The organism is Natribaculum luteum (genome assembly GCF_023008545.1).
GTDB classification, from domain to species: domain Archaea; phylum Halobacteriota; class Halobacteria; order Halobacteriales; family Natrialbaceae; genus Natribaculum; species Natribaculum luteum.
Genome location: NZ_CP095397.1, coordinates 2,794,169 through 2,811,798 on the forward strand (window position 1 = coordinate 2,794,169; position 17,630 = coordinate 2,811,798).

The 17,630-nt window shown below is 65.5% G+C and carries 20 protein-coding genes; 15 read left to right on the forward strand and 5 right to left on the reverse strand.

Annotated elements, in window-relative coordinates; all coding sequences use genetic code 11:
* The first annotated feature begins 81 nt into the window (after positions 1–81).
* Both MU558_RS14475 and MU558_RS14480 read left to right on the forward strand, forming a co-directional pair.
* The gene (locus MU558_RS14475; protein ID WP_246967523.1) at positions 82–309 is read left to right on the forward strand and encodes a hypothetical protein; all 228 of its coding nucleotides are present in this window, start codon (positions 82–84) and stop codon (positions 307–309) included.
* A 114-nt stretch (positions 310–423) separates the two neighbouring features.
* On the forward strand, positions 424–2,058 hold the full coding sequence (locus MU558_RS14480) for a potassium channel family protein (protein ID WP_246967526.1): 1,635 nt from the start codon (positions 424–426) through the stop codon (positions 2,056–2,058).
* A gap of 27 nt (positions 2,059–2,085) precedes the next feature.
* Here MU558_RS14480 and trkA read toward each other — a convergent pair whose 3' ends face one another.
* Positions 2,086–3,420, reverse strand: coding sequence for a Trk system potassium transporter TrkA (gene trkA, locus MU558_RS14485; protein ID WP_246967529.1), 1,335 nt, complete (start codon positions 3,418–3,420; stop codon positions 2,086–2,088).
* Between the two features lie 484 nt (positions 3,421–3,904).
* Here trkA and MU558_RS14490 point away from each other — a divergent pair, with 484 nt between their 5' ends.
* The 4 genes from MU558_RS14490 to MU558_RS14505 all read left to right on the forward strand — a co-directional run bounded on the left by MU558_RS14490 (position 3,905) and on the right by MU558_RS14505 (position 8,672).
* Complete coding sequence (locus MU558_RS14490) at positions 3,905–5,254, forward strand: ribonuclease J (protein WP_246967532.1); 1,350 nt, start codon at positions 3,905–3,907, stop codon at positions 5,252–5,254.
* A 1-nt stretch (position 5,255) separates the two neighbouring features.
* Positions 5,256–6,305, forward strand: a complete 1,050-nt coding sequence (idsA3, locus tag MU558_RS14495) for a geranylfarnesyl diphosphate synthase (RefSeq protein ID WP_246967535.1) — start codon at positions 5,256–5,258, stop codon at positions 6,303–6,305.
* Positions 6,306–6,506: 201 nt separating this feature from the next.
* Positions 6,507–8,225 (forward strand): glutamate--tRNA ligase, encoded by a 1,719-nt coding sequence (locus MU558_RS14500; RefSeq protein ID WP_246967538.1) that lies wholly within the window; start codon positions 6,507–6,509, stop codon positions 8,223–8,225.
* Between the two features lie 195 nt (positions 8,226–8,420).
* Complete coding sequence (locus tag MU558_RS14505; RefSeq protein WP_246967541.1) at positions 8,421–8,672, forward strand: hypothetical protein; 252 nt, start codon at positions 8,421–8,423, stop codon at positions 8,670–8,672.
* A gap of 63 nt (positions 8,673–8,735) precedes the next feature.
* On the opposite strand, the gene MU558_RS14510 is transcribed toward MU558_RS14505, so the two are convergent.
* Complete coding sequence (locus tag MU558_RS14510) at positions 8,736–8,900, reverse strand: DUF8014 family protein (RefSeq protein WP_246967544.1); 165 nt, start codon at positions 8,898–8,900, stop codon at positions 8,736–8,738.
* 69 nt (positions 8,901–8,969) lie between these two features.
* Positions 8,970–9,455: a DUF456 domain-containing protein gene (locus MU558_RS14515; protein WP_246967546.1), complete on the reverse strand. Its 486-nt coding sequence runs from the start codon at positions 9,453–9,455 to the stop codon at positions 8,970–8,972.
* A gap of 205 nt (positions 9,456–9,660) precedes the next feature.
* Between MU558_RS14515 and MU558_RS14520 the strand changes: the two genes are divergently transcribed.
* Positions 9,661–10,080 carry a universal stress protein gene (locus tag MU558_RS14520; protein ID WP_246967549.1) on the forward strand — a complete coding sequence of 140 codons (420 nt, stop codon included), beginning with the start codon at positions 9,661–9,663 and terminating at the stop codon, positions 10,078–10,080.
* Between the two features lie 63 nt (positions 10,081–10,143).
* Positions 10,144–10,863, forward strand: coding sequence for an SDR family NAD(P)-dependent oxidoreductase (locus tag MU558_RS14525; RefSeq protein ID WP_246967552.1), 720 nt, complete (start codon positions 10,144–10,146; stop codon positions 10,861–10,863).
* Here the strand turns inward: MU558_RS14525 and MU558_RS14530 are convergent, their stop codons facing one another.
* Both MU558_RS14530 and tmcA read right to left on the reverse strand, forming a co-directional pair.
* The gene (locus MU558_RS14530; protein WP_246967555.1) at positions 10,864–11,250 is read right to left on the reverse strand and encodes a DUF7522 family protein; all 387 of its coding nucleotides are present in this window, start codon (positions 11,248–11,250) and stop codon (positions 10,864–10,866) included.
* Positions 11,251–11,317: 67 nt separating this feature from the next.
* Entirely contained in the window at positions 11,318–13,552 is a 2,235-nt protein-coding gene (tmcA, locus tag MU558_RS14535) for a tRNA(Met) cytidine acetyltransferase TmcA (RefSeq protein WP_246967558.1), read from the reverse strand.
* A gap of 99 nt (positions 13,553–13,651) precedes the next feature.
* Between tmcA and MU558_RS14540 the strand changes: the two genes are divergently transcribed.
* The 7 genes from MU558_RS14540 to sod all read left to right on the forward strand — a co-directional run bounded on the left by MU558_RS14540 (position 13,652) and on the right by sod (position 17,593).
* Positions 13,652–14,515, forward strand: a complete 864-nt coding sequence (locus MU558_RS14540; protein ID WP_246967561.1) for a DUF6159 family protein — start codon at positions 13,652–13,654, stop codon at positions 14,513–14,515.
* Between the two features lie 246 nt (positions 14,516–14,761).
* The gene (gene rpl7ae, locus MU558_RS14545) at positions 14,762–15,124 is read left to right on the forward strand and encodes a 50S ribosomal protein L7Ae (protein WP_246967564.1); all 363 of its coding nucleotides are present in this window, start codon (positions 14,762–14,764) and stop codon (positions 15,122–15,124) included.
* Between the two features lie 11 nt (positions 15,125–15,135).
* The gene (locus MU558_RS14550) at positions 15,136–15,360 is read left to right on the forward strand and encodes a 30S ribosomal protein S28e (RefSeq protein WP_246967567.1); all 225 of its coding nucleotides are present in this window, start codon (positions 15,136–15,138) and stop codon (positions 15,358–15,360) included.
* Between the two features lies 1 nt (position 15,361).
* Positions 15,362–15,751, forward strand: coding sequence for a 50S ribosomal protein L24e (locus MU558_RS14555; protein ID WP_246967570.1), 390 nt, complete (start codon positions 15,362–15,364; stop codon positions 15,749–15,751).
* A complete protein-coding gene (gene ndk, locus MU558_RS14560) occupies positions 15,748–16,212 on the forward strand; it encodes a nucleoside-diphosphate kinase (protein ID WP_246967573.1) in 465 nt (154 codons plus the stop codon). Before MU558_RS14555 ends, ndk begins: the two co-directional genes overlap by 4 nt.
* A 268-nt stretch (positions 16,213–16,480) precedes the next feature.
* Entirely contained in the window at positions 16,481–16,843 is a 363-nt protein-coding gene (locus MU558_RS14565; protein ID WP_246967576.1) for a DUF7344 domain-containing protein, read from the forward strand.
* 147 nt (positions 16,844–16,990) lie between these two features.
* Positions 16,991–17,593, forward strand: a complete 603-nt coding sequence (gene sod / locus MU558_RS14570) for a superoxide dismutase (protein WP_246967578.1) — start codon at positions 16,991–16,993, stop codon at positions 17,591–17,593.
* Positions 17,594–17,630: the final 37 nt, after the last annotated feature.

Genomic DNA, 17,630 nt, shown 5'->3' on the forward strand with positions numbered 1-17,630 from the left:
CTGTCGTGTGAGCGTCACGTGGTTCGGCTGACGTCATTCGTGGGTCGACGAACTATACTGACTCGCGTCTAACTGTCGCCCATGGAGACTCGCGCACCGAGTATTCGTAACCCGCGGTCGTTCTACGACGTGTTCGGCGTCGCCATCTCCGGCATCGCCGTTATGGCCGCCGTGCTGTACGTCTGGCACGGCTCGATCGTCCGCCTCGAGATGGTCGCATTCGTCGCCATCGTGTTCTTCTGGGTCGGCTGGGCGATCGACAAGATCCTCGAGCGAAGCGCACAGAGAACGGGTCGAGACCGCCGGTGAGTGAATTTCCAGCAGGTGTCGGTGGGTCGTCGAAACCGACTCACGGTTCGCCACAGTCTACGCTCGATCGTCGGGAGCGGAACCATTTTACAGATATTGAACAATTCGGCGAACATGCGTAGCCTACAGCGTCGGGCCATCTACTACCTCGGGTTCATCGCGCTGCTCATCGTGTTCTATTCGACCGCGTACCACTACGGGATTCGGACGTTCGAGGGGGAGTCTCAGGCCTATCTGCACTCGCTGCAGTTCACCGTCGAAACGTTCACCGCGACCGGATACGGCTCGGACTCGCCCTGGGCGAGTCCCCAGATGAACCTGCTGGTCATACTCATGGACCTGACTGGCGTCGCGCTATTCTTCCTGGCGCTTCCCGTCTTGCTCTTCCCGCTGTTCGAGGACGTGTTCTCGCCATCGGTTCCGACGGCACTCGACGACGGCTTCAACGATCACGTCGTAATCTGTTCGTACTCGGCTCGAGCCGAGACGCTCATCGCGGAATTGCGTTCCCACGGGGTCGAGTACGTCCTCGTGGAACCCGACCGCGACCGGGCGATGGATCTCTACGCGGACGGGCACACGGTCGTTCACGTGGACCCGGCGTCGGTGTCGGGACTCGAGGGCGTCAACCTCGCGGACGCGCGGGCGCTCGTCGCCGACGTGTCCGACCGGATCGATGCGAGTATCGTCCTCGCAGCCAGAGAGACCGCCGAGGACGTCGCTGTCGTGAGCGTCGTCGAGGAGCCCGATCAGGCCACGTACCACAGACTGGCGGGTGCCGACGTCGTCTTCTCGCCGCGACGACTGGTCGGCGAGAGTCTCGCTCACAAGGTGACGGCGGGCGTCAGCACGAACCTCGGCGACACGATCCGGATCGGCGAGGACTTCGACATCGCGGAGTTTCCGATCCACCACGGGAGCAGACTGGCGGGGACGACCCTGGCCGACAGCGGCATCAGGGAGCGCTACGGCGTGAACGTCGTCGGGGCGTGGTTCCACGGCGAGTTCGAGACGCCGCCCCCGCCGAACGCCACGCTCGACAGCGGAACGATCCTGCTGGTCACCGGCCACGAAGACCAACTCGAGCGGCTCAAACGGGCGACGCTCTCGACCGTCCGCCGATTTCGCCGCGGGAGGACGGTTGTCGTCGGCCACGGCGACGTCGGTCAGACTGTCACGGCGGCGCTCTCCGACGCCGACCTTCCCTACACCGTCGTCGACAGACGCGACAGTGAGGGCGTCGACGTCGTCGGCGAGGCGACCGATCCGGACGTGTTGCGAGAGGCCGGCGTCGAGGAGGCGCGGACGGTCGTCCTGGCGCTGTCCGACGACACCGTGACAGAGTTCACGACCCTCGTCGTGCGAGACCTGAACGATGACGCCGAAATCGTCGCGCGCGCCGAGAGGGCCGAGACCGTCAAGAAAACCTACCGCGCGGGAGCCGAATACGTCCTGGCGCTCGCGACCGTGACCGGACGGTCGATCGCTTCCGAGGTGCTGGAGGACGAGGAGGTACTCTCGACGGACACCCAGGTCGAGACCATCCGAACGACCGCGCCAGACCTCGTCGGCGACACGCTCGAGGGGGCCCGGATCAGAGAGCGGACCGACTGCACGGTCGTCGCCGTCGAACGGAACGGAGCGGTCATCACCGACCTTGGTCCCGGCTTCCGGATCCGTCGAGGGGACGAGCTGATAATCGCCGGCACCGACGAGGGCACGAACCGGTTCGTCGAACTGTTCGGCTGACCGCGAGCAGCGAGTCGGCCATCCCCGTCAGATTACTTCGATGACGTCGTCGAGCGCTGCCGCGTCGACGAAGACGACGACGTGATCGCCGGGCCGGACGACGGTCGTTCCGCGAGGGGTCACGAGGTTCCCCGCGCGCGAGATCGCCCCGATCACGACACAGTCGGGGAGGTCCGCAGTCGCCTCCGCGATCTCCCGGCCCGCGAGGACGCTGTCGGTGCCGATCTCGAGTTCGATCACCTCCGCGCGATCGTGCTCGAGCATCGCGACCTTCTCGGTGTGGTCGGCGCGGGTAAACCGGACGATCTCCTCTGCGGTCTCCTCGCGCGGGTTGACGGCGACGTCGACGCCGACGGTCTCGAAGAGGTCGACATACTCGACGTTCTCGATGACGGCGACTGTCCGGTCGGCACCGATCCGGTCGGCGAGCAGCGAGACGAGCAGGTTCTTCTCGTCGCTGTCGAGGGCGGCGACCACGACGTCGGCCTCGCCGACGTGTTCGCGGAGGAGAAACTCCGTGTCCGTGGCGTCGCTTTGCATGACGATCGTCTCGGGGAGTGCTTCCGCGAGCTCGCGAGCCCTGTCGGAGTCCTGTTCGATCAGTCGGGGCCGGTAGCCGTGTTCTTCGAACTCTCTCGCGGCGTGGAAGCCGACCTCGCCGCCACCGACGATCACGACCTCCTCGGTGCCGTCGTCGCCCGGCGTGGCGACGTCGCTTGCGAACCCCTTCACGGAGTCGGGGCTCCCGATGACGACGACCCGGTCGCCGGGACGGAAGACGGTGTCCCCGCGCGTGACGATCATCTCGTCGTCCCGGAAGATCGCGGCGAACGTCAGCGAGTCGTACCGGTCGGCCTCGCTGACGGACTGGTCGGCGACCGGGCTGTCCGCGTCGACCTCGAACTCGGCCATCCGGACGAGTCCGCCGGCGAACATCTCGACGTCGTGTGCGCCCGGCAGTCCCGAGATGCGAAAGATCGTCTGGGCGGTCAGCAGGTCCGTACAGACCATAAAGTCCACGCCAAAGGCGTTCTGAGAGCCCTGCCAGGTCTCCAGGAGCGTCCGCCGTCTGACACGGGCGATCGTGAACGCGTCGCTTTCGGTCTTTGCTGTGCCACAGACGATCGCGTTCGCCTCGTCGCTGTCGGTGCAGGCGATCACCATTCCTGCCCGCTGGACGTCCGCCTCGCGAAGCGTCTCGAGTTCGGTCCCGTCGCCCTGGATCGCGAGCACGTCGAGCGAGTAGGTCAGTTCCTCGGCGACGTCGCCGTCGCGGTCGACCACGACGACGTCGTGCGTGTCTGCGAGATTCGCGGCGATCGCTCGGCCGACCTCACCAGCACCGACGACGATTACGTGCACGACGACCCCTCCCGTAGCATTGTTACACCGGCATTTCGCAGATGGCGGAAAATACGTTTCGAAGCGGATCGGACGGTCACTCGTCGCGGAGGTATACTGCCGGACAACACGGTTCAGACATCGGTCGCACTCGAGACGCTGTCGTCGCTGCCGACAGCCGTCGAGACGCGATCACTGACCGTCGTCCTAGTTGCAACGGTCACAGACGGCGGAGACGACCGAGAGCGCCCCTCGAGCGTCGAGGTGAACGGGGTCGCGACTAACCCACGGACTTTTTAACACCGGAGGGAGTAGGAGAGCCTAGCGAAACCCGCGGGCAAGTGCGATCGTGACTCGCTGTGTCGCCGAGAGTCGGTCCGGTGACGGGGTGTCGCCGTGCGATCGCATAGCGGGATGGCCGACGCGCAACGACGCCGGGGCCGCACAACCTGGAGTCCGCGGACCGTTTCGATGAGAGTCTCCACGGCTTTCAGTGCTACAAACCATGGAAATCGAAATTGCAACCATTGGCGGTTACGAGGAAGTCGGACGGCAGATGACTGCCGTTCGCGCCGGTGACGACGTCGTCATCTTCGACATGGGACTGAACCTTTCGCAGGTTCTGATCCACGACAACGTCGAAACCGAACGGATGCACAGTCTCGACCTGATCGACATGGGCGCGATCCCGGACGACCGGGTCATGTCCGACCTCGAGGGCGACGTGCAGGCGATCGTGCCGACTCACGGCCACCTGGACCACATCGGCGCGATCTCCAAACTTGCCCACCGGTACGACGCGCCGGTCGTCGCCACGCCCTTTACCATCGAACTGGTCAAACAGCAGATCGAGGGCGAACAGAAGTTCGGCGTCGAGAACGACCTGATCAAGATGGAGGCGGGCGAGACGATGACGATCGGCGACCACGGGGTCGAACTCGAGTTCGTCAACGTCACCCACTCGATCATCGACGCGATCAACCCCGTCCTCCACACGCCCGAGGGGGCGATCGTCTACGGGCTGGACAAGCGCATGGACCACACGCCGGTCATCGGCGACCCGATCGACATGAAGCGCTTCCGTGAGATCGGTCGCGAAGGAGAAGGCGTGCTCTGTTACATCGAGGACTGTACCAACGCGAACAAGAAGGGCCGGACGCCCTCCGAGCGCGTCGCTCGCGAACACCTCCGTGACGTCCTCTACAGCATCGAGGACTACGACGGCGGCATCGTCGCGACGACGTTCTCGAGTCACATCGCCCGCGTGAAGTCGCTGGTCGAGTTCGCCGACGACATCGGCCGCCAGCCCGTCTTGCTCGGCCGGTCGATGGAGAAGTACTCCGGCACCGCAGAGCGCCTGGACTTCATCGACTTCCCCACCGATCTGGGAATGTTCGGCCACCGCAAATCCGTCGACCGCACGTTCAAGCGCATCATGAACGAGGGCAAGGAGAACTTCCTGCCCGTCGTCACGGGCCACCAGGGCGAACCCCGCGCGATGCTCACGCGCATGGCCCGTGGCGAGACGCCGTACGAACTCGATGCCGGCGACAAGGTCGTCTTCTCGGCTCGCGTCATTCCCGAACCGACCAACGAGGGCCAGCGCTACCAGGCCGAGAAGCTGCTGGGGATGCAGGGCGCGCGTATCTACAGCGACATCCACGTCTCCGGCCACCTCAACCAGGAGGGTCACTACGAGATGCTCGACGCGCTCCAGCCCCAGCACATCGTTCCCGCACACCAGGACCTGAAAGGGTTCTCCGGGTACGTGAACCTGTGTGAGAACGAAGGCTACCAGGTGGGTCGGGACGTCCACGTCACGCGAAACGGCAACCTGATCCAGCTCGTCGACTGACATGACCTCGCCCGAGGCACGCGAACAGGCGGTACTCGAGGAGGTTCGAAAGCGCCGCGAACGAGTGAACGCGGCGATTCCCGACGAACTTCCGGTGACGCGGCCGGAGCGTCTCTACGAGGCGTCGCGATACCTGCTCGACGCCGGCGGCAAGCGCCTCCGGCCGACGGTCCTGCTGACCGTAGCGGAAGCGCTCGCAGACGTCGAGCCGCTCGCGGTCGACTACCGCGAGTTCCCGACGCTCGGTGACGAGCCGATCGACGTGATGGCCGCGGCGGTCAGCGTCGAGGTCATTCAGTCGTTCACACTGATCCACGACGACATCATGGACGACGACGACCTCCGTCGCGGCGTTCCCGCCGTCCACCGGGAGTACGACCTCGAGACGGCGATCCTCGCCGGCGACACGCTCTACTCGAAGGCGTTCGAGATCATGCTCGAGACCGGTGCGAAGTCCGAACGGGCCGTCGAAGCCCTCGACGTCCTGGCGAAGACGTGTACGCGGATCTGCGAGGGGCAGTCGCTCGACGTCTGCTTCGAGGAGCGCGAGGAGGTAACGCCGGAGGAGTACCTCGAGATGGTCGAGCAGAAGACGGCGGTGCTGTACGCCGCCTCGGCCAGCCTCCCGGCGATTCTCCTGGGAGCGGACGAGGAGACCGTCGACGCCCTCTACGGCTACGGACTCGACGTCGGTCGCGCGTTCCAGATCCAGGACGACGTGCTCGATTTGACCGTCCCGAGCGAGAAACTCGGCAAGCAGCGCGGAAGCGACCTCGTCGAGAACAAACAGACGCTGATAACCGTCCACGCCCGCGAGCAGGGCGTCGACGTCGACGGGCTGGTCGATACGAACGACGTCGACGCGGTCACCGAAGCCGAGATCGACGAGGCGGTCGCCGAACTCGAGGCTGCCGGCTCGATCGAGTACGCAAACGACAAGGCCCGCAGTCTGGTCGATCGCGGGAAAGAACGCCTCGAGGTGCTGCCGGACAACGAGGCCCACGACCTGCTGCTCGAACTCGCGGACTACCTGATCGAGCGCGGGTATTGATAATGGTGGCTGTGACTGGTTGCCGACGCAACCGCACGACGGTTCGCGGTTGCAGCGGTACAGACTCACAGCCATCGTTATGATACCGTCGGCTGAAACCGGTTCCCGGCACAACCGGCGATGGGTCGCTGCCTTCTTTCGGGAGTCCGACTCGAGGCGACACCGCGGAGGTTTTGACCGGGGGGCCGGAACTACTCACCAATGGACGACGAGTTACGAGAGCGCGTCGAGCGCGAAGCCGAGAAACACGCGCTGTTGAACGCCGTCAAACACGAGAGCGACGCCGCCGTCGGCGCGGTCATGGGCCCGCTGATGGGCGACAATCCCGAGTTCCGCGAGCACGCAGACGCGGTTCCGGGCGTCGTCGGCGGCGTGGTGAGCGAGGTCAACGAACTCGAGTACGACGAGAAGCGCGAGCGGCTCGAGGACCTCGCTCCCGACGAACTGGCCGAACTCGAGGCCGAAGACGAGGAAGACGAGTACGACCTCCCCGCGCTCCCGAACGCCGACGACTCCGACGAGATCCGGATGCGGTGTGCGCCGAACCCGAACGGCCCGTGGCACGTCGGCCACGCGCGGATGCCCGCCGTCATCGGAACCTACCGCGAGCGATACGACGGCTGGTTCTGCGTTCGCTTCGACGACACCGACCCCGAGACGAAACGACCCGACCTCGAGGCCTACGACCAGATCCTCGATGCCGTCGAATACCTCGGGTTCGAACCCGACGCGGTCTACCGGGCCAGCGATCGCGTCGAGACCTACTACGACCACGCCCGCGAACTGATCGAACTGGGCGGCGCGTACACCTGCTCGTGTCCGGCCGAGGAGTTCAGCGACCTGAAGAACGCAGGCGAGCCCTGTCCGCACCGGGACAAAGACCCCGAGACGGTCCTCGAGGAGTTCGAGCGGATGATCCAGGGCGAGTACGACAGCGGGGAGATGGTGTTGCGAGTCAAGACCGATATCGAGCACAAGAACCCCGCCCTCCGTGACTTCGTCGCGTTCCGGATGATCGACACGCCGCACCCACGCGAAGAGGCCAGTGAGTACCGCTGCTGGCCGATGCTCGACTTCCAGTCGGGGATCGACGATCACCTGATCGGCATCACCCACATCATCCGCGGGATCGACCTGCAAGACTCCGCGAAGAAACAGCGGTTCGTCTACGACTACTTCGACTGGGAGTACCCCGAGGTCGTCCACTGGGGGCACGTCCAGGTCGACGCCTACGACGTGAAGATGAGCACGTCGACGATCAAGGAACTGATCGAGACGGGCGAACTCGACGGCTGGGACGACCCCCGGGCGCCGACGCTTGCGAGCCTCGAGCGCCGTGGAATCCGCGGCAAGGCGATCACGGAGGCGATGGTCGATCTGGGGACCTCGACGTCGAACGTCGACCTCGCGATGAGTTCGATCTACGCGAACAACCGCGAACTGGTCGACGACGAGACCGATCGACGGTTCCTGGTGCGCGACGGCACCGAAATTCCGCTCGCCGGCAGTCCGCCCGAGGAGGCCAACCCGCTGCTACACCCCGACCACGAAGAGCGCGGCGTCCGCGAGATTACCGTCGGCGACGCCGTCTTGCTCGAGCCCGACGACCTCCCCGACCGCGGGGACCGCGTCTGGCTGAAGGGACTCGGCCCATTCGAGTACACCCGCGACGCGCTCCAGTACACCGGCGAGGACATCGAGATCGTCCGCGAGGAAGGCGTCGACGTCGTCCACTGGGTGCCCGCCGCCGAGAGCGTTCCCGTCCGGATGCGAACCATGGACGGCGACGTCTCGGGCCGGGCCGAACCCGGCGTCGCCGACCTCGAGTCGGACGACCTCGTCCAGTTCGAGCGCGTCGGATTCGCTCGAATCGACCGCCACGACGAAGACGAGACGGTCGTCTACTACGCGCATCCGTAGTGTCGTCACGTCTCCGACGTCGAGACGATGACCGAGGTGAGTGAGTCGCGATCGGTTCTCCGTCGGGGACGACGAGAACGCTAGCGAGAAGCGTCGTCCTCGAAACGGCGATCCAGCGCGAGTGGCACGCGATGGCGGCACGGCTTGCTGGCATCTGCAACAATGCTTAATACGGTCACACAACCCCCTGTCGGTATGTCAACGAACCGGGGTGGCCAGACGCTGCGATTCGACGCGGGAAGATACGAGGAGTCCGTGCTCGGGCTGATTCTCCTCGTCCAGTTCACGCTCGCGGCGATGCTCGTCGTCACGACGGTGGGATGGGTGTTCTTCACGCTCGGTGCCTGGACGGATGCCGACCGGTCGGTCACGTTCCTCTTCGGGGCGATCCCGTACCTGGTCGGGATGGCGATAGCCGTGTACCTGCTCAATTTCCTGTACGAGTAGCGTCGGCTGGCCCCGTCGCGACCCGTGACTGGCGTGCTCCGATCGAACCTGGATCGAGGCCACCTACTCGAGCAAGTCCTCGCCACGCTCGGGGAGCGGATCGGCGACGACGCCGTCTCGTCGGCCGAGGACGCGAGCATGGGCTGCACAGACGAGTCGGTTGTCGGTCCACGGGACGTGCAACTCGACGGCGGCGGGTCTGTCGCAGTCGTCTTCGGAACACTCCATACGCTATCTACGGCGTCCGGAACGTCAGTGTTTGTTCGCACGAGACGGCGAGACGACGGAGTGGAATGGTCACAGGAGGAGAGCCCAGACGACGAACCCCAGGAGAATCGTCGCCGTCAGCAGCACCTGGATCGCCGTCGACGCGAGCATTCCGACGGTGGCGTAGAACGCCGACCGGGTGCTGCGGTCGACGTCGCCGTCCTGGACGAACTCGAGGAGGAACACTGTCCCGAAGAGGCCGACGAGTAGCCCCAGCGGACCGGTGACGAGCATGAGGACGATGCCGACGACGGCGGCGGCGACGGTCGTCTGCCAGGAGGCACCGCCGACGCGAGCGGAGACGGCACCGGCGAGGTACTCGGCGAGTATCGTCGCCACTCCGAGGACGGTGAAGACGCCGAGCGCGACGAGTCCCGGTTCTGCGAAGTCGGTGTGCCACCAGTAGAGGTAGACACCCGACAGCGACAGGAGGCCGCCGGGGACGAGCGGGACGATCGTACCGACGACGCCGCCGACGAGCAGCGCGACGGCGACGACCGTGACAGCGTCGACCATATCGGGGCGGAGGAGCGCCGACGGCAAAGCAGTACCGCCACCCTCGAGCCACCCGTCGCGGCTGTAGCAACGGCTGAAACGACTTACACACATCGCACTCGTCGCGAAGGGTGTGCAATGACTGTCAGTGGCGACTATAGCTGGACCGTCGGCGTGACTCGTCCGGTAGCCCAGTTTTTATCGACCACCTATCCGTAGTCGACGTATGGTTTCCCGCGTCCTCGTTCCAATGGACGACTCCGAGATGGCCGAGCGAGCACTCGAGTACGCACTCGAGGTCCACGACGACGCCGACGTCACGGTGTTGAACGTCGTGGGCGTCCCGTCGCCGTTCATGGGTGAGGCGGTGAGCATCGCACTCGAGGAGGACGTCGAGGAGGCGGCCGCCCGGCGCGCGGTGGCCGTTCTCGATCGGGCCGAGGAACTGGCCGCCGAACGCGGGCGGGAGATCGACACTGACGTCGACGTGGGACGGCCGGCGCGGGCGATCGTCGAGCGTGCCGACGACTTCGACGTGGTCGTACTGGGGAGCCATGGCGGAGACGCTATGGATCGACTCTACGTGGGCAACGTCGCGAAGACTGTCTTCGAGCGGTCGCCCGTCCCGGTGACCGTCGTTCGGTAGTCGGTTCGTCAGCCCGGCCCGTCGACGCGATACCATTACGTCGCGTGACCGAAACGTCTAGCCATGGCAGACGGTGCGATCGTCGTCGGCGCTTCCTCGGGCATCGGCGAGGCGCTGGCGCGAGAACTGGCGGCCGACGGCTACGAAGTCGGACTCACCGCTCGACGAACGGAACGATTGAAAGAGATCGGCGCAGAGCTACCGACGAAAGCGTACGTCGCGACGATGGACGTCACCGACGCCGACCGCGCACGCGAGGCGTTCGACGACCTCGTCGACGCGATGCAGTCGGTCGATCTCGTCGTGATCAGCGCCGCCGTTGGCCACCTGAATCACGACCTCGAGTGGGAACCCGAACGCGAGACGATCGACGTCAACGTCCGCGGCTTCGCGGCGATCGCGACGGCGGCGATGACTCACTTCGACGACCGCGGGACGGGACACCTCGTCGGCATCTCGTCGGTCGCGGCCGTCTTCGGCAACGGCGGTGCACCCGCCTACAACGCATCGAAGGCGTTCGTCTCGACGTACCTCGAGGGGCTGCGCCACCGACAGGCGGGCCGCAAGGGAGACGTGACGATCACGACGGTCGAACCCGGCTTCGTCGACACCGACCTGGCGATGGGCGAGTTCTGGATGTGCTCGCCGGAGACGGCGGCGAGACAGATCCTGCGGGCGGTCGATCGCGGGCGCGATCACGTCTACGTTACCCGGCGGTGGCGACTCGTCGCGTGGCTCCTGAAGGCGCTGCCCGAACGTGCTCTCCAGCGGCTGTTCGTCTGATTAGGGTCCGTCGACCTCCTCGAGGACGCCCTGTAACGCCGCTGCGAGCTCCTCGAAGCGATCTCGGGCCATCGCGTCCGTGGTGACGAACGTCCCGTGATCGCCGCCGATCACGCGAGTGAGATAGCCGGCTTCGAAGACGCGGATCGTGAACTGATAAGAACCGAGTTCGGTGTTTCGGTAGGCCATCTGCGACCGGAAGCCGAGCCGTTCGGTATCGGCGAACCCGACGAGGTCCGCGTCCGCCTCGAGGTCGCCACGGAGGTACAGCTGCTCGACCTCGTCTTCGCTGAAGTACGTAATGCTGCGCAGTTCGTCGCCGACGACCGTCCGGGCCGCGCTCGTCAACTCGGTCCGTTCGTCTGCCGAGAGGGAACTCGAGGACATACCGACAGCTACGCTGAACGTCAGTAAAAGACACGCCACCTATTCTCACACGCTGGGAGCGCGATGCCTAGCGGAACCGATCGCGAACCTCGTGTGCGACGTCTGTCCCGTATCGATCGACCAGCGGACAGAGCGCGTCTCCGAGCGCACGCATGCATTGACCGGCGGAGTGATACTCGAGGCGGTCGGCCACCGCCGGCCACTCTCGCCCCTGGAGCGCCCGCAACACCAGGAGCCGTTCCTCGCGAGCGGAGAGGTCGATCTCGTCGGGATCGTCGACGAGGTACCGGACGACGAGCCGGCGGAAGGGACCGGGATCGACGTCGAACAGCCCCGGTCCGTACGCCGCACCCGCGACGACGCGCCACTCGTGGTCGGTCAGCGCGAGCGGCGGGGTGGCGTCGACGCTCCGCAGGAGTTCGCGGGCGACGTCCGACTCGAGGTCGTCCAGCGCGTCCGAGGAGACGGCCGCAAACCGGCGGGCGAACCAGTCGGCGTGGCGGTCGTGCAGCCGGCTGCCGGCATCGCTCGTCGGCGCGAGCATGAGTGCGGAGTACTCGCCGCTGGTGTCGTTTCGTGTCGTCGAGATGTGCACGGTCCCGTAGCCGTTCTCGCGCCAGAACGAGAGCAGCCCCGGCGTCGCCCCGAAGCCGGTGCCGAGCCAGTCGACCGTCTCGAGAAACTCCTCGCGGACGCACTCGAGCAGCCGCGAGCCAAGGCCGCGCGAGCGCACGGCGTGGTGGGTCGCGATCCGCATGACGCGCACCCCGGTCGGGTCGCCCGCTTTCTCGTCGCGGAGCTGGCTCGTGAGCACGTCCGGGAGCATATTCCCGCGGACGCGGCCGCCCTCGTACATCGTCGCCCGCGTTTCCTGGGAGAGGTTCCCCTCGCGAGCGAGCAGGGCGACGCTAACGACGTGGCCGTCGAAGACCAGCGCCCGGACGTCGACGTTCGGCGCGTCGAGCAGCCGAGCGAGGTCGTTCGGTTCGGTGCGGTAGTGTGCGAGCACGAGCAGGCCGAACGTCTCGCGGAGGAGCCGTTCGTCGGCGAGGAGGTCGTCGGGCTCGAGTCGCCGATAGTCGACCGTCTCGGGCTGTGCGTCGGTCACGAGCGGGTCGACCGGTGGCCGGGCGTCGAGCAGCAGGGCGCGGAAGGCCCACGCCTCGATGGGATCGCCCGCGGCGTACCGGATCGGCTCCGCGAGCGTCTGCTCGCACACGTCGTGGTCGCTCTCCGCGAGACGGTCGCGAAACCGGACCGAGAACCCACGACCGGCACCCTCGTAGCCGTGGATCGTCGTCGCAAAGGCGATCCGGTCGGCCGCGAGCAGCGACTCGAGGCGTCGGACGGGGAGCGCGGCGGCCTCGTCGACGACGACGAGGTCGGCCGACGCCGCTTTCTCGACGGCCGCTGCCGGTTCGACGAAACGAATGCACCCATCGTCGGACTCGAGAACGTGATCGGCTGGCTCGTCTGTCGACATCTCGAGCGTCTCGAGGAGTTCTCGCGCCCGGGCGAACACCTCAGCCGCGTTCCGGAACGCGGGTGCCGTCACGAGGACGTCCTCGCCGCTGGCGGCGAAACAGCCGGCGGCCAGCCCGATCGCGCTCGACTTCCCGCGGCCGCGGTCGGCCTCGAGAACGACCACCCGGTCGGCGTCGGCGAGCGACTCGAGCGCCGAGAGCGCGTCGACCTGATCGGCGGTGTAACAGGCGTCGTAGGCTGCTGCCGGGAACCGCCGATCGGCGGGACGCTCGATCGGCGACCCGGCGAGTCGCGGTGCGGGATCGGTCAGTCCGTCTCGTTCGAGGCGGCCGGCGTCGACGTCGACGATGGCGATTCCCCGGTGTGCGCGAAGCGTCTCGACCAGCCGCCGACGGAAGTTCCCGGTTACGTCCGCGAGGTCGAACGGCGGGACGGCGAGCGTCTCGTCGAACGCGTCGCGACGGTCGGGCCACGCCTCGAGCGGCGGGGCGAGCACCACGAGGAGGCCACCGCCGTCGACGACGCCGGTCACCTGGCCGAGCGCGTTCGGGCGACACGCCTCGTGTCCGTCGACGATCACGACCTCGCGGGTCGTCCCGAGGAGTCGGTCGGCGTTCCGTCCCGGGACGTGTTCGCATCGAAGGCGATCCTCGGGGCCGACGAGCGTCGTGTCGGTGATCCCGACCTCGAGAGCGTCGAGGATCCGCTCTACGTGCTCGTACCCCTGTTCTCGGTCGCCCGCGAGAACGAGCAGCCGTCGCTCGTCGACGCGCGTCGCCTCCCGGCGGAGATCGGTTGCCACCTCGACGACGTCCATGGATGGATGTTCTCTCCCCGACGGTAAGATCCCCCCGAATCGACGGCCACCTCGCGTCGACGCCTCGGATTTTTATACGATGCCGGGCCCAGACGGGCCATGGCGAACGTGTTGCGGTACGTCTCGATGCTCGAGCGACTCGAGGGAAAGCTCGACCGCCTCTCCGATGGGTTCGACCTGCTCAGGGAGAGCCTCGCGGTGCTCGGCGAGAACCCGTGGCTGCTCGCGTATCCGCTGGCTGGCGGGGTCGTGAGTCTGGTGCTCTTCGGTACCGCCCTGGCGACACTCTACGCCGTGTGGCCGATCAGCTGGCTCGTCGTGCCGGTCGTCCTCCTCGGCACCTACGTCGCGATCGCGTACGTGCTGGTACTGTTCGTCGCCGCGCTCGTTCACGAGACCTACGACTACCATCGGGGAGTCGAGACGAGTCTTCGGACCGGGTTGTCAGCCGCGGCCGACAACTGGCGGACGCTGTTTCTCTGGTCGCTCGTCACGTCGACGATCGGGGTCGTCTTCGGCAACCTCGCGGACAAGCAGGGTGGCGTCGGCGGGCGCATCGTCGGCGAAGCGGTCGAACTGGGCTGGTCCGCGGCGACGTTTCTGATCGTCCCCGCGGTCCTCTTCGACGACGCGACCTGGCGGTCGATGTTCCAGACGTCGGCCGGACACCTTGGCAACTCGTGGGGTGCAGTCGTCGGTGCGTTGCTCGGACTCCGACTGACGAGCTGGGCGCTCGCCACCGTCGGCTCGGTGATCACGGGCGCGATGGTCGCTGCCGGGTTCTGGCTGCCGCTGTACGCGCTGGTCGGCGGCACGTTCTTTCTCGGTGCGGCACTGTCGAACGCGACGCTCCAGGGCGTCACGAAGGCGACCGTCTACCACCGGGTCACTGCCAGCGAACGCGACGACGAGCGCGAAATCGTCGAAAACAGCCCGGAGGAGGCAGTTCGCGCCCCTCTCTGATCACCGACGTCGGTCGCCAGTGCTCGACGTGGCCGAGTTCGGTCCGAATGCGGACCGTTGGCACTCTCTCGAGCATTTGGACACGCTTTTAAGGTGGCGAACGTTACGGAGTCGTACACCCTACGCGGGGTTGATGATGCTCCTAGCCCTACAGGACCTCCGCCGGACCACTCCGGCCCGGGGTCACACTGCAGCCCCGGTCGGGCAGGGGAGCGCGAGCCTGCGCGTAGGAGAGGTGAACAACCAATGTCAGTATACGTAAACTTCGAAGTCCCAGCCGACCTCCAGGAAGACGCCCTCGAGGCGCTCGAGGTCGCACGAGACACCGGAAGCGTAAAGAAAGGAACCAACGAGACGACCAAGGCGATCGAGCGCGGCAACGCCGACCTCGTCTACGTCGCCGAAGACGTCACGCCCGAGGAGATCGTGATGCACCTCCCCGAGCTCGCAGACGAGAAAGGCATTCCGTACGTCTTCGTCGAGACGCAGGACGACGTCGGTCACGCCGCCGGTCTCGAGGTCGGCTCGGCCGCGGCCGCGATCGTCGACGCCGGCGAAGCCTCCGGCGACGTCGAGGACATCGCAGGCAAGGTCGAGGACCTTCGCTGAGGTGACCGAACATGAGTGCTGAAGAGGGAGAAAGCGGCTCTACGCCCGCCGAGGTCATTGAGATCGTCGGCAAGACCGGCATGCACGGTGAAGCCATGCAGGTCAAGTGCCGGATCCAGGAGGGCGAGAACAAAGGTCGCATCATCACCCGTAACTGCCTCGGGCCGGTCCGCGAGGGGGACGTCCTCCAGCTGCGCGAGACCGCCCGCGAGGCAGATTCAATCGGAGGACAGTAAGATGGTCGAGAAGCGAACCTGCGACTACACGGGCGAAGAGATCGAGCCCGGAACGGGCATCATGTACGTCCGTACCGACGGTACCGTGCTCCACTTCGTCGACTCGAAGGCGGAGAAAAACTACAAACTCGGGCGCGAACCGCGCGACCTCGAGTGGACCGAGGAGGGCCGTCGCAACAAGGGTCCAGTGCAGGAACAGCCTGCTGAAGAGACCGAAGAGGCCGAGGAAGCCGAAGAGGCCGAGGAAGCCGAAGAGGCCGAGGAAGCCGAAGAGGCCGAGGAAGCCGAAGAGGCCGAGGAAGCCGAAGAGGCCGAGGAAGCCGAAGAGGCCGAGGAAGCCGAGACGGCTGACGCCGACAACGAGGACGACGCGGAGGACGACGAAGAATGAGCGATCACGAGCGCACCTTCGTGATGGTCAAACCCGACGCGTTCGCGCGCGGCCTGGTCGGCGAGGTCATCTCGCGACTCGAGGAGCGCGGACTCAAGCTCGTCGGCATCAAGGTCGTCAACATGCCCCGCGAGCGCGCCGAAGAGCACTACGCCGAACACGAGGACAAGCCGTTCTACGACGGTCTCGTCGACTTCATCACCTCCGGACCCGTGGTGCCGATGGTCTGGGAGGGACAGGACGCCACGCGGCAGGTCCGCCAGATGATCGGTGCGACGGACCCGCTCGAGGCCGAACCCGGCACGATCCGCGGTGACTACGCACTCGATCTCGGTCGGAACGTCGTCCACGCGGCCGACCACGAGGACGAGGGTGCGAACGAACGCGAGATCGCGATTCACTTCGACGAAGACGAACTGATCGACTACGATCAGCACGACGCGAACTGGCTGTACGAGTAACTCGTCGCGTCGGTTTCTCGACTCGACGGCTCGTTCCGACGAACGCCGTTCTCTCGATGCGCTTCGATCGATAGCGACGGCTGGGATGATTCCAGTCTGACCCGACTGACTGGCGTTCTGGGCCGTCTCGCGGCCGATTTTTGGATTGATGAATTCGATAGAACGATTATTACATATACTGTACTAGATATACGTAACATCTAATGCGCCTGCTGTAGTAGATGGAATCGGTGGCTTCGAATGGTAACTTACGGTAGGTGGTCAGTCGATGCGTGAAAGGAAGCGAGAGGCGACAGCCCTAGCGACGGCGAGAACTCCGTCTCTCGACCTCGTGTTCGACATCCTCGCGGATCAACGCCGGCGGTACGCACTCTACTATCTGTACGGCTCGTCGGACGGCGTCGCGACGGTCGACGAGATCGCAGATCACGTCGTCTCGCTCGAAGAGTACGGAGACAGTGTAGACGACCATCGGTCGCACGTCGTCACGTCGCTCCAGCACATGCATTTGCCAAAACTCGAAGACGCGGGCGTCCTCGAGTACGACTCGCGTAGCGAGACGGTTCGCTACTGGAACCAGCCGTCGCTCGAGGAGTGGCTCGAGCACGCCCAGCACAAGGAACTCTCGTAGTTCTCGGACCACTCGAGCGTCGCGTTCTCACCGTTCGATCGCAAGTCAAACCGGGACGAGTACGTCACCCCATCCTATGTGGTGTGTTATCATTCCCATCCTCAATATTTAACAGGTGAGCGGTCGACGTAGAAACAGGGTGTCACCATGACTGACCACGAACTACCACCACTTCCGTACGACTACGATGCACTGGAACCGTCGATCTCTGAGCAGGTACTGACCTGGCACCACGACACGCACCATCAGGGCTACGTCAACGGCCTCAACAGCGCCGAGGAGACGCTCGCGGAGAACCGCGAGTCGGGCGACTTTAGCTCGACCCCCGGTGCGCTCTCGAATGTAACCCACAACGGCTGTGGACACTACCTCCACACGCTGTTCTGGGAGAACATGTCCGCCGACGGCGGCGACGAACCCGAAGGAGACCTCGCCGACCGCATTGAGGAGGACTTCGGCTCCTACGAGGGCTGGAAAGGCGAGTTCGAGGCTGCAGCGGGCGCTGCTAGCGGCTGGGCACTTCTCGTCTACGACCCCGTCGCGAAACAGCTTCGCAACGTCGCGGTCGACAAGCACGACCAGGGCGCACTCTGGGGTTCACACCCCATCCTCGCGCTGGACGTCTGGGAACACTCGTACTACTACGACTACGGTCCCGACCGCGGCAGCTTCATCGACGCCTTCTTCGACGTCGTCAACTGGGACAAGGCCGCAGAAGAGTACCAGAAGTGTCTGGACCACTTCGAGTAAGCGACGAGCCAGTACACCTTCGATTTTTTTGGCACGG